The sequence below is a fragment of the Myroides sp. C6-3 genome (assembly GCF_050522425.1).
Taxonomy (GTDB): domain Bacteria; phylum Bacteroidota; class Bacteroidia; order Flavobacteriales; family Flavobacteriaceae; genus Flavobacterium.
In genome coordinates, this window is sequence record NZ_JBMVQP010000041.1 from 1 (window position 1) to 18,848 (window position 18,848).

The following is an 18,848-nucleotide window of genomic DNA, read 5'->3' on the forward strand; positions in this document are numbered from 1 at the left end:
AGAGCAGGATTCGAACCTGCGAAGGTTTCCCAACGGATTTACAGTCCGTCCTCGTTGGCCGCTTGAGTATCTCCCCTTCAGCGTATGCCTCAGTTCTGTATTAGAACGGTGCAAAGATAGCGCTGTTTTGTTAATCTGCAAGAGAATTGTCTCTTTTTTTTGTAGAACAAGTCCTCGGAAATCATTAACTCTTTGGTTATAAAAAACTAAGGGTTTAAAAAAATTACCCTCTATTTTTTATTACGAGCGTAAAATGGAGTGAAAGTCTAATATAATGCTTTACTTTTTTGGGCATAGAGGGTCATTCCATCGCTCTAAATCGCGCAGGTGTCCATTGGGTACAACGCTTAAAATAACGACAGAACAAGGAGGTATCCGCAAAATTTAGTTCGCTGCTGATTTCGTTTATCGATAGATCCGACGACTTTAATAGGGATTTCGCATGTAGGATGACGGCGTGTTCGATCCAATGCGTCAGCGAATGTCTGGTTTCTTTTTTAACCAAGGTGGTTAGATATTGAGGAGAGAGATGTAACTCCTCTGCATAGAATGCAGCCTGTCGCTCTGTTTTGTAATGCTGAGAGAGCAGTAGATAGAAGTCATCTACCAGTTGGGCTTTACGCGTTTTGACAATTCCTCGTTGTTCGCATAACGTTTGATATGAATCTGAAAGAGCCGTAATTAGTGCGAAAATAACATATTGAATGATGTTCTTTTTATGTTGAAGCGTTTGCCTAAGATAGTAGTTTTCTAAAATATGGAGAAAAGATTCCAACGGATGATTGTTTTGTTGTCGAGGACAAATAACAGGGTGATGCCGTACTTCATTGTTGGTAATAAATTCGCGTAATATGGGATAGGCACTAATGAAATCTAAAGACATAAGTATAGAAGTGAGCTCGAGATCATCAGAAACTTCTTGGGGATCTAAAAGGAGTTGGGGAAGTACAACAGCCCAATCGCCCTGACTAATCGTGTACGCTTGAAAATTGATGTCAATGCGCAAACTACCTTTGGAGCAAAAGGAGAGTAATAACCCATCAAATTGATGTTTAAAATCAGTATAGTGCGGATGGAAGAGGTGTACATTTTTGACCAAAGCGATGCCTTCAATTTTAACCTCTTCTTGGATGTTGTGAAAATCGTGGATATGTTGGATGGTAATGAACGGTTGCATTTTTTTGAATAAAAATAGAAGAAATTAAAGAATGAATATTAACTAGACGTGTTAATGTTTTGTATGTGCGCGTATTTTTAACGGATTAAAAGGGTTAAATCTTACAAATTGAATATAAATGAGTATAATTTGAATAAAGAGATCCCCCCTGTTTTCTTTATTTTTGTTTTTCACAAGTACAACCTAATCGCGCTAATTTTTATTTGATGATTTTACCTTTTGAACCTTATACGTCCCTGTGGAAGACGCAGTTTGCGTCTATGCAAGCAGAGTTAATGGATCGTTTGAAAACGCTACAACCAGTAATCGAGCACATTGGAAGTACGGCTGTAGAAGGACTGTCTGCCAAGCCTATTATAGATATTATGATTGGTGTAAAAGGGGAGGAAGTACTCGATTTGGTCCCGCCATGCTTGGAGGGACAAAACTATGTCTATTATGAGCAATACAATGAAGAGATGCCTTACCGTCGTTTTTTTGTACGGCTCAAAGAAAAGCCTTCTTGTTTAGGTCTACCTGAAAGCGTGGGGGTGGGAGAAGATATTCCCGAGCGATTAAACGACCATCAAATGCGTTTGGCACATATTCATGTGCTTCCGGTTAATTCTGTCCATTGGATTCGCCATATTGCCTTTAGAGATTATTTGAGGACTCATCCTGAGGTGAAGGCTGCGTATCAAGTGTTAAAAGAGCAATTGGTACTACAGCAGTGGAAAACGGGTAATGATTACAATGAAGGAAAAGACGCGTTTTTAAAAAGTGAAGAAAAAAAAGCAGTGAATTGGTACACAAACTACTAAAATTAAAGCAATGAAAATAGTAGCCTTAACAGCGATAGATCTCCAAGAGATCGTGCAAGTTTTGAATGAATCCTTTGCCGATTATATCATACCCCTTCAGTTACGTGTAGATCAATTGGCGCAAAAGATAGCGGTAGAAAATATTCAATTAGAGCTATCAGTGGGGGTGGTTGAAGAAGGAAAACTCGTTGGCTTTATGTTGCACGCGCTTAATTCGGTAGAAGGTAAATTAACCGCTTACAATGCCGCAACAGGGGTAATACCCACGCATAGAGGTCAAGAATTAGTGCGTAAAATGTATGCTTTTTTATTGGAGCGCTTACAGCCTTTGAAGGTAGAGCAACTTGTTTTAGAGGTGATTGAAGGCAATCATTCGGCAATTCGAGCGTATGAGAAAATGGGGTACCATCGGGCGAGAAAGCTGATGTGCTTTGAAGGAGAAGCTCGTGTTATGCAGCGCAATACATTCGCTGAGGTGATTGAATTAGACGCGTTTGACTGGTTGACGTTTTGTTCTTTTTGGGATATTCAACCTGCTTGGCAAAATGCTGTTGCTGCCATGGAAAATAGCAAGTCGCGTTGTCGCATTCTCGGTGCTTATCAGGACGGTCAACTGGTAGGGTATCTCATTGTAAACCCTACATCAAAACGCGTTTTACAATTGGCAGTTGATCCAAAATACAGAAGACAAGGGATTGCTACCCAGCTAATTCAAATGATGCATGAACTAACCGAATCCAATGAAGTGTACGTTTATAATATAGACGATTCTTCAGCAGCAACTATCGCATTTTTTCAACAGTTGAAATTGAAAAATGACCTTGCTCAATTCGAAATGAAAAGGGTATTGTAAAAGGAAGAACCCTACTTCGATTGATATTCTCTTTGTAGGAGACTAAAAATCTCAGCATCTACAAATTTTTCCTTTTCAAAGAAGTAATCGCGAAGCACACCTTCCGATTGTAGTCCGACTTTTTCTAGTAATTTTCGAGAGGAGATGTTGATGGGGTCGATAAAAGCCTCAATTCGATGTAGGTCAAAAGATTGAAAACCAAAGGGAATGATCGCGCGAACGGCTTCAGTCATAATACCTGTTTGCCAAAAGTCGGGATGTAATTCATACCCTATTTCAGCTCTAGAGTTTTCCATTGAAAAATTGTGAAACCCGCAAGTGCCAATGAGTTGACCTGGTCGTTCTTGTAAGGTAATGGCCCAACGGATTGCCTCTTCATTGAAGTAGCGCTCTTGCCAAGCGAGTAACAGTTCATGGGCTTCTTGTATCGATTGAAATGTAGGTAAATCGTAAAATTCAGTGACTTCATCTCTAGAAAAATAATCAAATAGAGCCGGTGCATCTGTAAAATGAAGGTTTCTTAGTAGTAAACGGTCCGTTTGTAGGGTTGGGAATTCTTTGAAAAACATCAGTTGAATGGAATTAAGTTGCGCATAAAAAGTAAAAGTAAACAATTATAGCTAGACAATAAAACGAGTCGGATAGACTCGTTTTATATTTATAGTACAATCTTGTATTTGTCGTGTTCAGACTGAAAATCCTCCGTGATTAAACTTCCGAAATTGGGGTGATTAACTGTGTTGAGATCAATGTCTACCAAGGCCAAGTGTTCATCATTTGACGCTTTAACAAGGGGATTCCCATCGGGATCGACAAGTTGACTTTCTCCGCGATAGGATTCTAACTCCGTTTCAAAATACTCCTGTCCAATGCGGTTACAACTAATGTAAAAACACTGGTTTTCCAATGCGCGAATGGGAATGATCGTAGGCGTTACAGGTCCCCCAAAACAAGAAGAATGACAGATAATCTCTACTTTTTGCCTTTTTAGCATAGAAGTATGTTGCGGAAACCAACAGTCAAAACAAATCGTCAATCCAATCTTCGCCTGTTCACTTTCATAAACTACTGCTTGATCTCCTGGTTGAAAAAATCGCTTTTCATAATCGGGTAAGTGAATTTTTCGATAAGAGGAAACGAGTCCTTGAGCACTGACCAGGATAGCGGTATTATACAAAATCCCGTTGTCAATTTCGGGTATCGTGCCTGTAATCAAACCATTGCCTGTTTTTTCAAGTAGTTGAGCTAAAAATTGTACCGTTGTACTATTTTTGAGGTCTTCGACAAAAGGGAGAATCTCTTCTTTTGTATCCATGGCATAACCTGTGGTGAAAAACTCAGGTAGCACCAACAAATCAAATTTTTCGTGTTGAACGGCGGCAGCTATATAGTCTAGGTTTGCTTGGATGTTACGCCAAATAACGGCGTATTGGAAAAAACCTACTCGCATAAAAAAATCTTTATTTATCTGTTGTTCGTATAGCAAAGGTAAGTAGAATTTCACAAGTAATTATCTCGTTCGAATCTGTCCAGAGCGATAGAGCGATAATGCCGCAGTAAGTATGTCTTGAACAAGAGCGAAAGGCAAATCTTTTTCAGGATCAACCGATAAGACTTTCATGCGTTTTCTCGTTCCAGTTTCAAGCAAAGGATGATGGAGCTGGTGTCCTTCTACCAGTAACAAATAGGGGGATTTCAGTGCTTTGGTGAGTGCTAAAAAACAAAACATACGGTTGCGATAGGAAAAACAAGGCGTTCCCCATTTTAAAGATTCTGTTATCAAGGGATCTTGTTGTAAAATAAAGGCCCGTAGGGCTAATAAACAGCTTTGAGAAGGCTCAGGTTGTTTAAGGTAAAAAGATTCTACTGTGTTTAACATGATTGAATCGCTAAATAAATCTCTACTTCGGCTTGATTGGGATCTTGTGCTTTTGGTCCATAAACTTCAAAATCTGAGGTATAGGCGCGAGGATAGTCAGGGGTATTCCAAATCTTAATCCACTCGTTTAACACGATATTGTCCATTAAATTGCCTTGGGCTACAATTTTGGTGTACGAACCTGAGGGGATAGTATGGGCTACCATGCCAGAAGGGATACTCGCTAGGGAGTGAACTTGACAACCGATAATCGTGGTGTAAGATGCGGTAAAATCACTTTCGTAATCGGTGTAGATGGCATAAATATTATCATTGACAAGATTGGGGATTCGCGTTTTAATTTGTTGGCTGTGAAAATCACTCCACAAGGTTGGGATGTCTATAGCCGCTTGGTTGTTTTCATTTGTCGTTCGAATCGCTAGACCAATAATGAATAGGGGCGCTGTTACATGTATATTTTGCATGGTGTATCTGTTTAGATTGGTACAAAAATAAAGCGTCGTGGTGACAACCCTATGTCAAGGAGACAATACAAAATAAAGGGAAGAGGAGAATACTTTTTTTAAATGATAGATTCACCATTTTAGTGCTGAATAAACTGAGGAATAAGTAAGATGGAGCTTGTTTTGAAGTCAAGTGATACCGATCTCTCCTCTATTCAAACCGCAGCTATGGTCGCTACTCCAAAAAAATGATTAGTTTTGTTGGAAATTCGAGTGCTTTTAATTCTAACTTTATATGAATTTATACAATCCAGTATTTCTAGTTATTGATGATCATCCAATGATCTTAACTAGTTATATTCGCTTACTTCGGGAGAATTTTTTAGAAAGTACCTTTTATTCCAGTGAAACGATTCCAAAGGCCATTGCGTATATTGATGAGTTGCAGAGCATCGATATGTTAATTATTGATTATAACCTGGCGAAGAACTTTGATGTCAACTTGCGTATTTCAGATGGCCAAAAACTCGCTTTGTATGCGAAGGAAAAGTTTCCTAAAGCGAAAATCATCATGATAACGGGGCATGAAGAAGCCTTACTTATCTATAGTATTCACAAAAAAATCCGACCAGATGCTTTATTGATGAAAGCGGATGTAACGGATGAAATGCTTATTGATACCATCCGTCAGTGTATGATTGGGCAAGTGTATTACAGTGTAGGTGTTAAGAATGTTTTGAGTCTATTGGCTAAACGTCAATTGATGCAACAAGAGCAATACATCGAAATCTTGATGTTGTTAGACAAAGGATATAAAGTACAAGAAATATGCGAGATCGTCTTTAAGAGTCAAAGTACGGTACAACGCATGCTGACAACAATGAAAAAAGAATTTGGCGTGAGTGACTTATCAGAGCTTTTAAAGCAGGTAAAGTTCCAAGGATTCATCTAATTTTAAGAAATCAAAGAAAATACAGGTCAAAAATGAATGTTCAACTTTCATTTTTGTTAAAAGAAGAGGGGAGGGTTTTGAAAAATAAACGGATATATCTACTTTAGTCCACGATAAAATCATATACAAAGTTTGTGATACAGTAACTCTTGAATAAATCCAGTGTACTGGACATTTAAGTAAGCTACAAATTTTATGGAAAATGAATATCTATTGATTAATTTAGGTGAATAGGGATTGATTGTGGGGACATCAATCCCTATTTTACTTTGGATAGGATTATCTCTAAAATCGTTCCTTTTTGCGTATTCGAATTAATGGTGAGAATACCGTTCATTTGGTTGACGCGCAGTTGAATATTTTTTAAACCAATTCCCTTTTTTACTTCACTTACTTTAAATCCAATTCCATTGTCTTGAATCTTGATGTGGTAGTTAGATGTTGATTCTACAATTGAAATAATAGAACGCGTAGCTTGTGCGTGTTTGATGATGTTTTGCATGGATTCTTGAATAATGCGATAGATATTCATTTTGGTTTCATAATCAAATGTGCTCCAATCGAAATTACGAGAAATGAGCAGGGTAAATGCGTGTTCTTTTGTGGTGTTTTTTTCAATTAAGTTTTCTAAAATAGGAGTAAAGCTTCCTACTGCAAGTGTTTGGTCTTGTAGGTTATGGGATATTCTTCTAATTTGCTTTTGGGCTTCCTCAATTTCAGAGCTAATCAATTGGCGATTTTCAGCATTACATTCGTTAGAGAGCATGAGGCGGATGTTAAACAGTGTATTGATGATACCGTCGTGTAATTCGGTGCTGATACGGGTTCTTTCGTCTAGAAGGGTGTTTTTAGCGATTTCTTCTTGTTGTAGAATGAGTTTGTAAATGAGTTCTTGGTCTTGTTGTTGATGCTGTTGAAATAAAAGGCGCTTTTGTATCATCTTTTGTTTGAACACAATGTAGATTAAAATCGATAATAAGACCGCTAAAATAGAAAGTACACTAAAAAGAGTAACCCGTTGAGCTAACAGCTCATTTTTAGCTTCAAGTTGCGCTGTTTCGTATTCAATACGCGCAAATTTCGTTCTGTTTTCTATTTGCAGTGTTTTCAAACTGTCGTTAATTTCATAGTAACGCTGTGCGTATTCTTGTGCGTTTTTTTGATCGTATAAGCTGAGGTAGCGCAAATTAGTTAAAGCCGTATTGCGCGCTTTTACTCGCTCAGAAGTTTTAAATCCCTTTTGCCAATAGGCAATTGCTTTTACGGTGTCTCTTTGAGCTAGATACAACTCCCCAAAACGGCTATAACTTGAGATAAGGCCTTGTGGTATCTGTAAGCTATCGCGTATTATAAACGCTTCATGTACTAATTGTTCTGCCTTTTTTAATTGATTGGTTTTGATGTAAGTCAATGCTAAGTTGTTGATTAGCATCGCATGTACAAGGCTTTTTTTCATATGTGCAGGAAGTAAAGACAGCCCATCCAATAGGGTTTCTTCTGCTTTTTCATATTTTTGTATGCCATTATACAAGTAACCAATATTGTTGTAAATGGTGATTTTAGGATAGGTTATATCTTGTTTAGCATCTAAGGAGTTGAGCAAGTTAAGCGCTTGTTTGTAGTATAAAATAGCCTCTTCGCTTTGGGAGTTTTGATCCAATATATTCGCAATAGTTACATAGGCCTCTAAGAGTAGCTTTGTATTCTTGTAGGGCGTTATTTTTTGCAATGCTGCAAAGGCTTCAACCTCGGCTTGATTGAATAAGCCTTCCTCATATAAGATGAGTGCCATTGATTTTTGCATGATACCAACATTCAGCGTATCACGTCCTGCTAGATAAAACTTGGCGGCATAAGAATAAGAAGCATAGGCACTGTCTAATTTGACAATATCTTCATAGTAGTCCCCTAAATAGTAGTAGGCTTTCGCTATATCTAAGGTGTCTTTTGCCCTTTGAGCGAGAGTAAGGAGGTTTTGGCTAGTTTTGAAATAGAGATCTGCTGCTTCTATGTTGTAAGCGGTTCCCGCAAGTTTAAACAATAATTCGCGGTATGACTTTCCATTTCCGTCTTCTTTAACGGTTTGAAAGATGGAATCTAGCTGTTGAATTTTTTGTTTTTGATCAATCGAAGATTCCTCTAGTTGAGTGAGGTAATTAGATAAATCATTGTGTTTCTTCTTGTTTTGCTGTTGGGTACAAGAGACAACACAAAAAAAAGTAAAAAAGACAATGTAGGGACTTACTCTCATAAAAGTTTCTTAAGAGAAACAAAGAAAGTTAAAAAAGAAGTAATCCCCAATTTATAACGCTATAAATTGGGGATTACTAAAGTAAATGATTTATTTTCTCTTGTCTTTGAGATTGCCTAAGTCTCCATTTTCCAATGTTTTAGAGGCGCTGTTAATGATTAGTATCGGTGCTGATGCTGTATCTACTTGAACATTGATACTGGCATTTGAGTCATTTCTTGCTTCTTTTGCTTCTAGGTTGTTCATTTGATATGCACTTCCATTTGCTTCTGTAGGCATTGAATCTGTCGAACATGAGGCTAGAAAAAGTAAACCAAAAACAGAAACGGAGGTAAGGATCGTTTTTTTCATAAGGAATAAATTTAAAAATTAAGTATTTTTAGTTTTTAAAATAAAAAAAGGATAACTTGAGCGTTTATTTAAGGTTTAGAAATGAAGAACCTTCTTTTTTTATTATAAAATCTCTAGATTGTCTAACAAACATATTTATATTTTTAGATGTTGATGTGCAGAAAAACTGTATGATATGTTAAAATAACCAAGTATTTTGAGCTTCACTTTATTAGTTGTGGATGATCATCACATGATTGTTGATTGGTATGTCCAAGTTTTACAAAAGGAATTTGACGAGGTAACTTTGTTGCGTGCAACTTCGATTGAAGAGGCTAAAGTTCACGTAGAGCATACGACCTGTATAGACTTCGTTGTTGTCGATTTTAATTTAGGTAAAGGAGAGACGGATGACGAGGTTAAAGATGGAGTGGATCTAGTGGGATATATTAAAAAGAAGTTTTCTAATGTACATGTGGTGGTGGTTACAGGGCATGAGGGGATTTTAGTTCTTTATGATATCCATAAAAAGATTGTTCCTCAAGGTCTATTGCTCAAGGCTGATGTAACAGAGGAGGTGTTGAAAAAAGCGATTCATAAGATTTTGAGAGGCGAGCGCTTTTACAGTCTTCGCGCCAATGAAGCGTTGAAGGAAATCTATAAAAAAGAAGCCTTATTACAGGAGCAGAACATACAGATCTTATTGTTATTAGATAAGGGCTTTCGCATTAAAGAGATAAGTGAAACTCTTTTTTTAAGTGACAGTGCCGTAAATAAGCGAATTGCTAGTTTAAAACAAACATTTGATGTCTTGGATAATGGTGGATTAGTGAAAAAAGTAAAGGAAGAGGGGTTTATCTAATAGCAATCTTTTACAATAATTATTTATCATAGGATAAAAAAAATCAGTTTTATAATTATATTTTCGCAAAAAAAATAGAATGAACTGGATTTTGTTAATTATCGGAGGTTTTTTTGAAGTAGGATTTACTTTTTGTTTGGGAAAAGCGAATGAAACAAAAGGAACGGAGTCGATGTGGTGGTATGGAGGTTTTTTAGTAGCCTTAGTGATGAGCATGGGATTATTGATGAAGGCTACGCAGACTTTGCCATTGGGAACGGCTTATGCGGTTTGGACGGGGATTGGAGCTGTGGGAACGGTTTTAGTTGGCATCTTTGTTTTTAAAGATCCCTCTACGTTTTGGCGCTTGTTCTTTATTGCAACTTTAATTGGGTCGATTATAGGACTAAAAGTGGTTTCTGCTACTTAGTAAATTGGAGCGCTTTCCGAGGTATTATTGCAATTATTTCTTTTTTTATTTATATTTGATAAAATAAAATAAATGAAAGATTTAAAAATTGCAAAAATGAAAAAAATGAAATTCTTAACAGTTGGATTAATGGCTTTGGCCTTAACCGCTTGTAATGAAAAAAAGACAACCGAAAAGGCATCAGAAAATGTTGATGAGGTAGGGGTAGAAACAGCGGTAACAACCCAAGCAAAATTATTTGGAAGTTGGGAGTTGATCAGCATTCACACGGAAGAAACAACTGACAAAAAAATAGAAGATTTATTCCCTGGGAAAAGACCAACGTTAAACTTCGAAGGAAATTTAATGGTGCATGGAAATGATGGTTGCAACAACCTAACTGGAGAATACGAATTGAAAGAGAACAACGGAATTGTTATTGGCGATAAACTAGCTTCTACGCGTATGTTCTGTGAAGGAGTTTCTGATTTTGCCTTTACAAAGGGATTGACGGAAGTAACGAATTACGAGATTACGGAAAGTGCACTTCTCTTTAAAAAAGGAAATGAAGTGGTGATGGAGTTTAAACAAGTATCACCAGATATTCAACCAGAAGTGAAATAGGAAGTAAAGTTTACAATAGTAAAAAAAGCGACGTTTTTAACGTCGCTTTTTTTGTGCTTATTATTTGGTATAACCAAAGAGTTCTTTTTCTTTAATCATGGTCGCAATTCCCGGAGGAAGTTTGTTTTCCCATCCTTCTTCTCTGCCTTGTAAGGCGCGGAGAACATCGCGGGAGAAAATAGCTAAATTACTCAATTCGTAATTTTCAATGTCGATAATTTGATTGTTCTTTTTAAAGAATTTATACAATTCTTTAATGTGTAAATCAACTTTTAAATTCGTAGAATTAATGATGTTTCCCTCTGTATCTCGCATAGGGTAAAGGTAGATTCTCATCTGATTACGGAATAATTTCCCCAGTGCTTCTAAAATACCTCCTGTTAAGTTCGCATAGTATTTTTCCTCAAAAATGTTGAGTAAGCTACTAACTCCCATAGAAAGTGCTATTTTTTCAGTTGTGTATCTTGAGAAATAAGCCGTTAGTTTATAGTATTCTTGAAAGTTTGAAATCATTACCGTCTGTCCTAAAGAGCACAGCAAATCAGCACGGTGTAAGAAGTCATTTTCATCCAGATCTCCCTCCATCAATAAATTGGATAAGGTGATTTCGAAGATTACAATGGTATCTTGACGGAGCAATTGGTTTTCACTAATAAATGAATCCAATGCTTTTTTGTACATATTCATGTTTACTAAGGTAACCGGACGGAAACTCCCACGCAAAGCCAAGATGTTTTTGCGGTATAGCTCATTAGCAGCCAATCTACTTTGTCCGTCAGGACCAAACATCACAGCCTCTGTCATGCCATTCTTTACTAAGAGCAAGCTCATTAAACGGTTGTCGATATGGGCAAATAAATGACCTGTCAAACTAATGCTGTCAATTTCTATTTGATCGCGATCTAAGTGATCGTAAAGACAACTGATTAACTTTTTAGGATCGTGGTGTTGGTAGTACGCTCCATAAATAAGATTTACTCCCAAGATACCCAAGGTTTCCTGTTGGAGTTTAGAATCGGTTTCTTTAAACTGAATATGCAGGATTATTTTACTATACGGCTCATTTGGTGCTGTCTGAAAGATGATTCCAACCCAGCCGTGTCCTTTGTTCTTTTTGGCATAGTCAATGGTAGCTACGGTATTCGCATAGCTAAAGAACGTTTTAGTCGGATTTTCAGCGCGTGGAATACGATCTTCTATTTTCTTCGTCTCATAGTCCAACATCTTGTTCAATCGACTTTCCGTTACATAACGTCCATCGTCTTCTACGCTATAAATGGCATCGCTAAAAGATTTGTCATAAGCCGACATGGCTTTGGCAACTGTTCGAGATGAACCACCTGCTCTAAAGAAATGACGCACGGTCTCTTGACCTGCACCGATTTCAGCAAATGTTCCGTAAATATTATGGTTGAGGTTTATGCGGAGTGCCTTATCCGAAATAGCAGGTTGATGTTCTATAATTCGATCCCCTTCTAATACTAAATCTTCTGCAAAATGTTCCATTTATTAGCTTTTGTAACAAAGTAACAAATTCTATACAACAAAAAAAAAGATAAAGTGTACTTTTGTATAAAAAGCAATAGGTTTTGGAAATACGATTTTTAGGAACAGGTACATCTCAAGGAGTCCCTGTAATAGCAGTAGATCACCCCGTAGGCAAAAGTTTGGATAAACGCGATCATCGATTGCGAACTTCTGCTTTGATTACTTGGGATGACTTGACTCTTTTAATTGACTGTGGTCCTGATTTTAGACAACAAATGTTGCAAGCAGAATGCTCCCATATCGATGGGATTTTGTTTACACATGAACATGCAGATCACATTGCAGGATTGGATGAAATTCGCCCTTTAACCTTTTTGTACGGACCGATGCCTCTTTATGCGTCAGAACGTGTAATGCAGGCGTTAGAAAGAAGGTATGAATATATCTTTACTACAGTAAATCGCTACCCAGGTGCTCCTAGTGTACAACCCACTATCATTAATGAAAAGGATACCTTTTACATCAAAGGTAAACCCATTATCCCCTTGGCTATTCAACATGGAGACCTTCCCATTTTAGGGTTTCGATTAGGGGATCTTGTGTATATCACGGATGCAAAATACATAGAGGAACAAGAAATTGAAAAAATAAAAGGCTGTAGTGTTTTGGTTGTGAATGCCTTGCGAATCAAAGAACACCCTACTCATTTTAATCTGGAAGAAGCCCTAGCGTTTATTGAAAAAATCAATCCTTGTCAAGCTTATTTAATTCATATTTCTCAAGATCTAGGATTTTGCGAAGAAATGGAAAAGATATTGCCAAAAAATGTATCTTTGGCTTACGATGAACAACAAATAAAACTACCATAAACATGAGACATAAAGTCTTTTTTTACCTTTTTGTATTTTCAATTTTAATCATAGCCTTGTTGTACAATACAAATCGAAATATGATGAAGTCTGAAGAGAAGAAAATCGAAATAGCCCACAAGCGCATTGCCATTGTGCGAGATTCTTTGAAACTAGCTTCTAAAGAACTAAACGAAGCGAAATACTTTACGTTAGATTACAATAATGATGCACAAGAGTATTTCAATTTCCAAACCCTTGATCAAGATGTTGATAAAATCCGTGAAGAAATCTTAGCACTTAACCACTTAGAAACAGGTAATCCCTTAGTTCCTTATGGCGCAATGAATGGGCAAAAGTGTATTATTAATAAAGTTCAGTTTATTAACCATCGATGGGTTATAGCCGATTTTTACTCGGGAGAAGTGCATGGAGAAGTGTTGATTAAATACTTTTACAATCCAGAAAAACCGACTAACTTTTCGACGATAGAAACTGTTTTGTATTCAACGCACTAAAAAAAATAATAAGATGAGAACAATTGGACTGGTATTAGGAGTGTTCTTCACTGTTAGCTTAGTTTCTTGTGATTTTATTTTAAAGGATAATACGCGTCAATCTGAACGAGATAAAACCGTTGCAACCGATGGGGGAACTACTGTAATCGGGGAAGAGGATGGTTATGGATGTGCTTATACGGCAGGGTATCGGTATAGTTATTTACTCGCAGATTGTGTGCGCGTTTTCGAAGTAGGGTTTCGTCTTAATCCCATTGAGGGAGAAGGAAGTCAAGAAAATGACCTCGAGAATAATGAAGTAAGCTGTTTTGTTATCTTTTCTAAGGATGGTAAAGAAGCTGAAATTTTTTTGCCACAAGAAGAGAAGAGTATGATGCTTGAAGGTGATAAAACCCAAACAAGCTACCTCAAAGACGGATGGCAATTGAATGTAGAAAAAGGGATGCTGCTCACGTTTAAAGGAGAAATTAAATTTACTGCAGCTAAAACGGTTGATATTCAATTGATCAATGCGGATCAAGTGATTGAAGGAGAAGAAGAACTTTTTTAAATCGGTTAACGGTGAAGTTCTATAAAACAGAACTATACGTCGTTTAAACGAAAAGTGTACAAAAAAGGTGAGTCAACAAATCACAACCAATTTGCAGCATCATGAACAATGCTTTGAAGGTCATTTAAAAACACAGAGGTGTGATAGCCATCAGCTATTGCGTGATTGACGTAGATAGACAAGGGAATCCATGTTTTTTCGTGTTCTTGGTAAAATTTACCAAATCGAATAATGGGTTTTAAAAAATCAGAATCATGTGAGGTGTCTTGACTAATGCTCTCAAAGCTGATCCAAGGAACACACGAGATTGGAATAAAATTAAAAGGGAGTCCGGGTTTTACCTTGATTCCCTTTACATTTTTATAGCGTTCTATATCGCTTACAATGTTTTGATGAAAGATTTTAAAATCGGGGTGATAGTCGCTCCACAGATCCGAGAAGGTTTTATCATCTTCGTGGAAGAGTGTAAATTGAGGGGATAGATAGTTCCATGTACCCAGTTGTCCTTCGTGTATACAAGTTCGCAAGGCTTCGTTCTTATTTAAGGCTTGCATGATGGCATAGAGAAAGCACGGAAAGAATTTGTATGCTTTCGTTTTGTATAGCCCCATGAGAACCGTAATATCAATTTTTATACTAACGGTGTATTTTGTTTTTAAAACATTTCGATAGTAATCGTAATAAGGGGTTCGACTCCATGTTTCTCGATCGATAGGCGTGAACGTGGGAAGTTGTACCATGGCTTATTTCGTGTAAAAAGGTTGATCCTCTTTGTAAAAATAGTCGCTGAAATTGCCGTTAGGCTCTAAGCGAATAATGTCAATATACTCCTCTTTTTTGAGGTGAGGTTTACAAAGATTAGAGATTACATCTGCGATTTCTTTGAATTCAGCACCGTTTTTTACCTCGCATTCTAAGGCAAAAATATAATGAGGTTTTTTGTCGATACGTGCATTAAAGGTCCATCCTATATAAGCAGAAGAAATAGCAGCAATAGCGGTGAAAGTCTTTTTTAAATCTTCTAGTAAAGCTGTAGGCTCTACTTCGGGTTTACCGATGAGTACTTGCATGTGAACATGAGCGATGTCATCTTGAATAAAGTTGAAAATAGAACCATTTAGCATATCAGCTACTTCGTTCGGTACTAATTCTTTATACACTTTAGAGAAAGGATTGACAATGATCGTATGTCCCATAGCTAGTTCAAGAAATGCTCGTCCATTTACTTTCATATAGTTCATCTCATCTTGGATTGCTCCTTGGTCATAGATGTGTTTTGGTGCGGTAAAAACGGGGATTTGTTGATTCTCAAACGTAATAATGGGGGCGTTGGCATTGAAGCTATTGGCTTCGTTGTTGGCATTATAGCCTTCTTTTACCAAAACATAGATGTCGTTTTTTAAAAAATTTTCGTAAAAAACAGCGCGGTACTCTTTTACAGTTCCTGCTTTTTCTATAATATCTGCTAAAGGTAAGCTTTTATTGACCTTTAGTTGTGTTGATTGAGTCATAGTATCTAATTTGTCTTTGCTCATCAAACTTACAATTAATTCTACTTTAAATGCTCTAAAATAATCTTAAAGATTCTATGGGTTTGATTCGTAGAAGATTTGTTTTGAAGCAGAATCGCTCAATTTGTCTTTTTAATTTTCCAATTTGTTTTTGAGAATTTATTGCTTTCTTCTATCTTTGGAGCACTATGAAGCCAACAGTAAAAATTATAGAATGTCCTCGCGATGCAATGCAAGGCATTAAAATGTTTATACCGACAGAGAAAAAAGTACAATATCTACAGGCTTTATTGCGTGTAGGATTTGATACGATCGATTTCGGAAGTTTTGTGTCTGCAAAAGCCATTCCTCAAATGCAGGATACTGCGGAGGTGTTAGCTCAACTGGATTTGAGTAAAACACAGAGTAAGTTATTGGCTATTATCGCCAATACTAGAGGTGCAGCAGCAGCAGCAGAACACCAGGAGATTCAATATTTAGGTTTTCCTTTTTCTATTTCTGAGAATTTTCAGATGAGAAATACCCATAAGACCATTGCTGAGTCTTTGGTAACTTTACAAGAGATTTTAGAGATTGCCAATACAACGGATAAAGAAGTTGTCGCTTATCTATCTATGGGGTTTGGTAACCCATATGGAGATCCGTGGAATGTGGATATCGTAGGAGAGTGGACAGAGCGCTTAGCAAAGATGGGGGTGAAGATTCTCTCTTTATCTGATACAGTTGGAAGTTCTACTCCTGAAGTCATTGATTATTTGTATAGCAATTTGATTCCAGCTTACCCTCAAATAGAATTTGGGGCGCATTTGCATACCACACCTGATTCGTGGTTTGAGAAAATCGATGCTGCCTATAAAGCGGGTTGTTTGCGTTATGATGGTGCAATTAAAGGATATGGAGGATGTCCGATGGCCAAAGACGATCTGACTGGAAATATGCCAACTGAAAAGATGTTAAGTTATTTTACTGCGAACAAGATAGATACTAATTTAAGTGCGATGTCTTTTGAAAGTGCCTATAACGAAGCGTTAAAAGTTTTTAATTTTTACCACTAGGATTTTTTTAGCTGAATAAAAAAAACTAAATTTGCGTGCAATTCAACTACAATTGCACATGAAAGCACACACAACAAAAATCATCGGTCAAGGACTAACTTACGATGATGTTCTTTTAGTTCCAAATTATTCGGAAGTATTACCACGCGAGGTAAGTTTAAAAACAAATTTTTCAAGAAATATTACGCTTAATGTTCCAATTGTATCTGCGGCGATGGATACGGTAACAGAAAGCGAAATGGCTATTGCTATTGCTCGAGAAGGAGGAATTGGAGTAATCCATAAAAATATGACGATTGAAGAGCAAGCTAAAGAGGTTCGAAAAGTGAAACGCGCAGAATCAGGTATGATTATCGATCCTGTAACGTTACCTTTGACAGCAACGGTAGGCGATGCGAAGAAAGCAATGGCAGAATACAGCATTGGCGGTATTCCTGTTGTTGATGAACAAGGGGTCCTTAAAGGGATTATTACCAATAGAGATATGCGTTTTGAGAAAGAAAATGCAAAACCTATTACGGAGGTAATGACAAAGGATAACTTAGTTACAGCAGCGGAAGGAACTACATTAGAACAAGCAGAAGGTATTTTACAAGAAAATAAAATTGAAAAATTACCTGTAGTTAATACCGACTATAAACTAGTGGGATTAATTACATTCAGAGACATTACGAAGTTAACACTAAAACCCAATGCAAATAAAGATCAATTTGGTCGTTTACGCGTAGCTGCGGCTTTAGGAGTTACACATGATACGGTGGAACGTGCAACAGCGCTAGTAAAAGCAGGTGTAGATGCATTGATTATTGATACCGCTCACGGACATACGCAAGGGGTTGTAGGAGTATTAAAGGCTGTGAAACAAGCGTTTCCAGAAATCGATGTGATTGTTGGTAATATTGCAACACCAGAAGCAGCATTATACTTAGCAGAAGCAGGTGCAGATGCTGTAAAAGTAGGAATCGGACCTGGATCAATCTGTACGACACGTGTTGTAGCAGGGGTAGGTTTTCCTCAATTTTCAGCTATTATGGAAGTTGCAGCAGCATTAAAAGGAACAGGAGTTCCTGTTATCGGAGATGGAGGATTGCGCTATACAGGTGATATTCCTAAGGCTATCGGAGCAGGTGCAGACTGTGTTATGTTAGGTTCAATGTTAGCAGGTACAAAAGAATCTCCAGGTGAAACAATTATCTTTGAAGGAAGAAAATTCAAAGCGTATCGCGGAATGGGATCGGTAGCTGCAATGAAACAAGGTTCTAAAGATCGTTATTTCCAAGATGTAGAGGATGATGTGAAAAAATTAGTTCCAGAAGGAATTGAAGGTCGCGTTCCTTACAAAGGAGAATTAAACGAAAGTATGTTACAATTTATCGGAGGCTTACGTGCTGGTATGGGATACTGTGGTGCAAAAGATATTCCTACACTACAGGAAGTAGCGCGTTTTGTGCAATTGACTGCTTCAGGTATTGGAGAAAGTCACCCACATAATATCACAATCACAAAATCAGCTCCGAATTATTCGAGATAATTTTTAGTATTTACTAAATATAAAAAGCTATAACGCTTGTGTTATAGCTTTTTTGTGTGCAATAGAAAAACGCCTTTATTTATAGAGGCGTTTTTTTGTTTTTTGTTGTTTGTTGAGTTTTCGTTTTTAGAAAAATCTACTGTTCACCGTTTACTGTTCACCGTTTACTGTTCACCGTTCACCGATGCTCTATTTTCCCTTTTCTTCAAAAAGTTTTTTAATCATTTCCTCTTGTTGTTGCATACTTTCTTGCATGGTGCGCATCATTTCCATGATATCCGATTGCTCCAGGAGGCTGTCTGTTGATTCATCGGAGAAAAAGTCAGAAAAAGAAGCCACATTAGTTGAGGTATTTGCCGTAAACGATTTACTGTCATTGGTTATTTCTAAGTACTTCTCGCCTTGGGTATTTTCGTGAATTTTTACAGCAAAAGGACGTATTCCTTGAGAGTTGTATTCGCTTTTCTTTTGAGATGATCCTCTTTCATCTTTGAATTGTGTTGTAATACCTATGATTTCATTTTTCTCATTGCGTTTCACATTAGAAAAATGCAAAGTCGCTACTTTTTCGGCGTTTATTTCTTTTTCAATTGCGGCGAGATCAGCTGCTGTGGTCTCTTTTGATATTTCGTAGGCGAAAGTCTTATTTTTTATCGTAAATTGTTCTTTCTCTTGTGCGAATGCTGGTGCAGCGATAGAAAATAGACCTAAACAAGCGATAATAGCACAGCTTGTAAGCGTTGAATTTAGTTTTGAAAGATTCATGGGTTTCATTTTTTTATGTATAG

The 18,848-nt window shown here is 37.2% G+C and carries 22 protein-coding genes; 11 read left to right on the top strand and 11 right to left on the bottom strand.

All coding sequences use genetic code 11. From position 1 onward, the window contains the following. Positions 1-301: 301 nt before the first annotated feature. A complete protein-coding gene (locus ACPDG9_RS14130) occupies positions 302-1,177 on the bottom strand; it encodes a helix-turn-helix transcriptional regulator (protein ID WP_430528367.1) in 876 nt (291 codons plus the stop codon). 206 nt (positions 1,178-1,383) lie between these two features. On the opposite strand from ACPDG9_RS14130, the gene ACPDG9_RS14135 reads away from it, so the two are divergent. Both ACPDG9_RS14135 and ACPDG9_RS14140 read left to right on the top strand, forming a co-directional pair. Further along, on the top strand, positions 1,384-1,977 hold the full coding sequence (locus ACPDG9_RS14135; RefSeq protein WP_430528368.1) for a GrpB family protein: 594 nt from the start codon (positions 1,384-1,386) through the stop codon (positions 1,975-1,977). Between the two features lie 10 nt (positions 1,978-1,987). Next, complete coding sequence (locus tag ACPDG9_RS14140) at positions 1,988-2,830, top strand: GNAT family N-acetyltransferase (RefSeq protein WP_430528369.1); 843 nt, start codon at positions 1,988-1,990, stop codon at positions 2,828-2,830. An 11-nt stretch (positions 2,831-2,841) separates the two neighbouring features. Here the strand turns inward: ACPDG9_RS14140 and ACPDG9_RS14145 are convergent, their stop codons facing one another. The 4 genes from ACPDG9_RS14145 to ACPDG9_RS14160 form a co-directional block, all read right to left on the bottom strand. Continuing rightward, complete coding sequence (locus ACPDG9_RS14145) at positions 2,842-3,399, bottom strand: GNAT family N-acetyltransferase (protein WP_430528370.1); 558 nt, start codon at positions 3,397-3,399, stop codon at positions 2,842-2,844. 89 nt (positions 3,400-3,488) lie between these two features. Beyond that, positions 3,489-4,280 (bottom strand): carbon-nitrogen hydrolase family protein, encoded by a 792-nt coding sequence (locus tag ACPDG9_RS14150; RefSeq protein ID WP_430528371.1) that lies wholly within the window; start codon positions 4,278-4,280, stop codon positions 3,489-3,491. Between the two features lie 60 nt (positions 4,281-4,340). Then, complete coding sequence (locus ACPDG9_RS14155) at positions 4,341-4,709, bottom strand: DUF1801 domain-containing protein (RefSeq protein WP_430528372.1); 369 nt, start codon at positions 4,707-4,709, stop codon at positions 4,341-4,343. Continuing rightward, complete coding sequence (locus tag ACPDG9_RS14160) at positions 4,703-5,173, bottom strand: GyrI-like domain-containing protein (protein ID WP_430528373.1); 471 nt, start codon at positions 5,171-5,173, stop codon at positions 4,703-4,705. Before ACPDG9_RS14160 ends, ACPDG9_RS14155 begins: the two co-directional genes overlap by 7 nt. A gap of 274 nt (positions 5,174-5,447) precedes the next feature. Between ACPDG9_RS14160 and ACPDG9_RS14165 the strand changes: the two genes are divergently transcribed. Then, positions 5,448-6,104 carry a DNA-binding response regulator gene (locus tag ACPDG9_RS14165; protein ID WP_430528374.1) on the top strand — a complete coding sequence of 219 codons (657 nt, stop codon included), beginning with the start codon at positions 5,448-5,450 and terminating at the stop codon, positions 6,102-6,104. Between the two features lie 259 nt (positions 6,105-6,363). Here ACPDG9_RS14165 and ACPDG9_RS14170 read toward each other — a convergent pair whose 3' ends face one another. Next, entirely contained in the window at positions 6,364-8,355 is a 1,992-nt protein-coding gene (locus ACPDG9_RS14170; protein WP_430528375.1) for a tetratricopeptide repeat-containing sensor histidine kinase, read from the bottom strand. Between the two features lie 90 nt (positions 8,356-8,445). Then, positions 8,446-8,706 carry a hypothetical protein gene (locus tag ACPDG9_RS14175; protein WP_430528376.1) on the bottom strand — a complete coding sequence of 87 codons (261 nt, stop codon included), beginning with the start codon at positions 8,704-8,706 and terminating at the stop codon, positions 8,446-8,448. A gap of 196 nt (positions 8,707-8,902) precedes the next feature. Here ACPDG9_RS14175 and ACPDG9_RS14180 point away from each other — a divergent pair, with 196 nt between their 5' ends. The 3 genes from ACPDG9_RS14180 (at position 8,903) to ACPDG9_RS14190 (ending at position 10,559) form a co-directional block, all read left to right on the top strand. Continuing rightward, positions 8,903-9,547: a response regulator gene (locus ACPDG9_RS14180; RefSeq protein ID WP_430528377.1), complete on the top strand. Its 645-nt coding sequence runs from the start codon at positions 8,903-8,905 to the stop codon at positions 9,545-9,547. 79 nt (positions 9,548-9,626) lie between these two features. Beyond that, complete coding sequence (locus tag ACPDG9_RS14185; protein WP_430528378.1) at positions 9,627-9,956, top strand: DMT family transporter; 330 nt, start codon at positions 9,627-9,629, stop codon at positions 9,954-9,956. 72 nt (positions 9,957-10,028) lie between these two features. Beyond that, positions 10,029-10,559, top strand: coding sequence for an META domain-containing protein (locus ACPDG9_RS14190; RefSeq protein ID WP_430528379.1), 531 nt, complete (start codon positions 10,029-10,031; stop codon positions 10,557-10,559). Positions 10,560-10,619: 60 nt separating this feature from the next. Here the strand turns inward: ACPDG9_RS14190 and ACPDG9_RS14195 are convergent, their stop codons facing one another. Beyond that, a complete protein-coding gene (locus tag ACPDG9_RS14195) occupies positions 10,620-12,065 on the bottom strand; it encodes a TonB-dependent receptor (RefSeq protein WP_430528380.1) in 1,446 nt (481 codons plus the stop codon). 83 nt (positions 12,066-12,148) lie between these two features. Here ACPDG9_RS14195 and ACPDG9_RS14200 point away from each other — a divergent pair, with 83 nt between their 5' ends. The 3 genes from ACPDG9_RS14200 to ACPDG9_RS14210 all read left to right on the top strand — a co-directional run bounded on the left by ACPDG9_RS14200 (position 12,149) and on the right by ACPDG9_RS14210 (position 13,963). Beyond that, entirely contained in the window at positions 12,149-12,916 is a 768-nt protein-coding gene (locus tag ACPDG9_RS14200; RefSeq protein ID WP_430528381.1) for an MBL fold metallo-hydrolase, read from the top strand. Between the two features lie 80 nt (positions 12,917-12,996). After that, positions 12,997-13,413, top strand: a complete 417-nt coding sequence (locus ACPDG9_RS14205; RefSeq protein ID WP_430528382.1) for a hydrolase — start codon at positions 12,997-12,999, stop codon at positions 13,411-13,413. A gap of 13 nt (positions 13,414-13,426) precedes the next feature. Then, positions 13,427-13,963: a hypothetical protein gene (locus ACPDG9_RS14210; protein WP_430528383.1), complete on the top strand. Its 537-nt coding sequence runs from the start codon at positions 13,427-13,429 to the stop codon at positions 13,961-13,963. Between the two features lie 80 nt (positions 13,964-14,043). Here the strand turns inward: ACPDG9_RS14210 and ACPDG9_RS14215 are convergent, their stop codons facing one another. Continuing rightward, a complete protein-coding gene (locus ACPDG9_RS14215; protein ID WP_430528384.1) occupies positions 14,044-14,703 on the bottom strand; it encodes a CatA-like O-acetyltransferase in 660 nt (219 codons plus the stop codon). Positions 14,704-14,706: 3 nt separating this feature from the next. Beyond that, a complete protein-coding gene (locus tag ACPDG9_RS14220; protein ID WP_430528385.1) occupies positions 14,707-15,474 on the bottom strand; it encodes an enhanced serine sensitivity protein SseB in 768 nt (255 codons plus the stop codon). 188 nt (positions 15,475-15,662) lie between these two features. Here ACPDG9_RS14220 and ACPDG9_RS14225 point away from each other — a divergent pair, with 188 nt between their 5' ends. Together ACPDG9_RS14225 and guaB are read left to right on the top strand one after the other, a co-directional pair. Further along, on the top strand, positions 15,663-16,529 hold the full coding sequence (locus tag ACPDG9_RS14225) for a hydroxymethylglutaryl-CoA lyase (protein ID WP_430528386.1): 867 nt from the start codon (positions 15,663-15,665) through the stop codon (positions 16,527-16,529). Between the two features lie 58 nt (positions 16,530-16,587). Continuing rightward, positions 16,588-18,060: an IMP dehydrogenase gene (gene guaB, locus ACPDG9_RS14230; RefSeq protein WP_430528387.1), complete on the top strand. Its 1,473-nt coding sequence runs from the start codon at positions 16,588-16,590 to the stop codon at positions 18,058-18,060. Positions 18,061-18,249: 189 nt separating this feature from the next. On the opposite strand, the gene ACPDG9_RS14235 is transcribed toward guaB, so the two are convergent. Then, positions 18,250-18,825 (bottom strand): hypothetical protein, encoded by a 576-nt coding sequence (locus ACPDG9_RS14235; RefSeq protein ID WP_430528388.1) that lies wholly within the window; start codon positions 18,823-18,825, stop codon positions 18,250-18,252. Between the last annotated feature and the right edge of the window lie 23 nt (positions 18,826-18,848).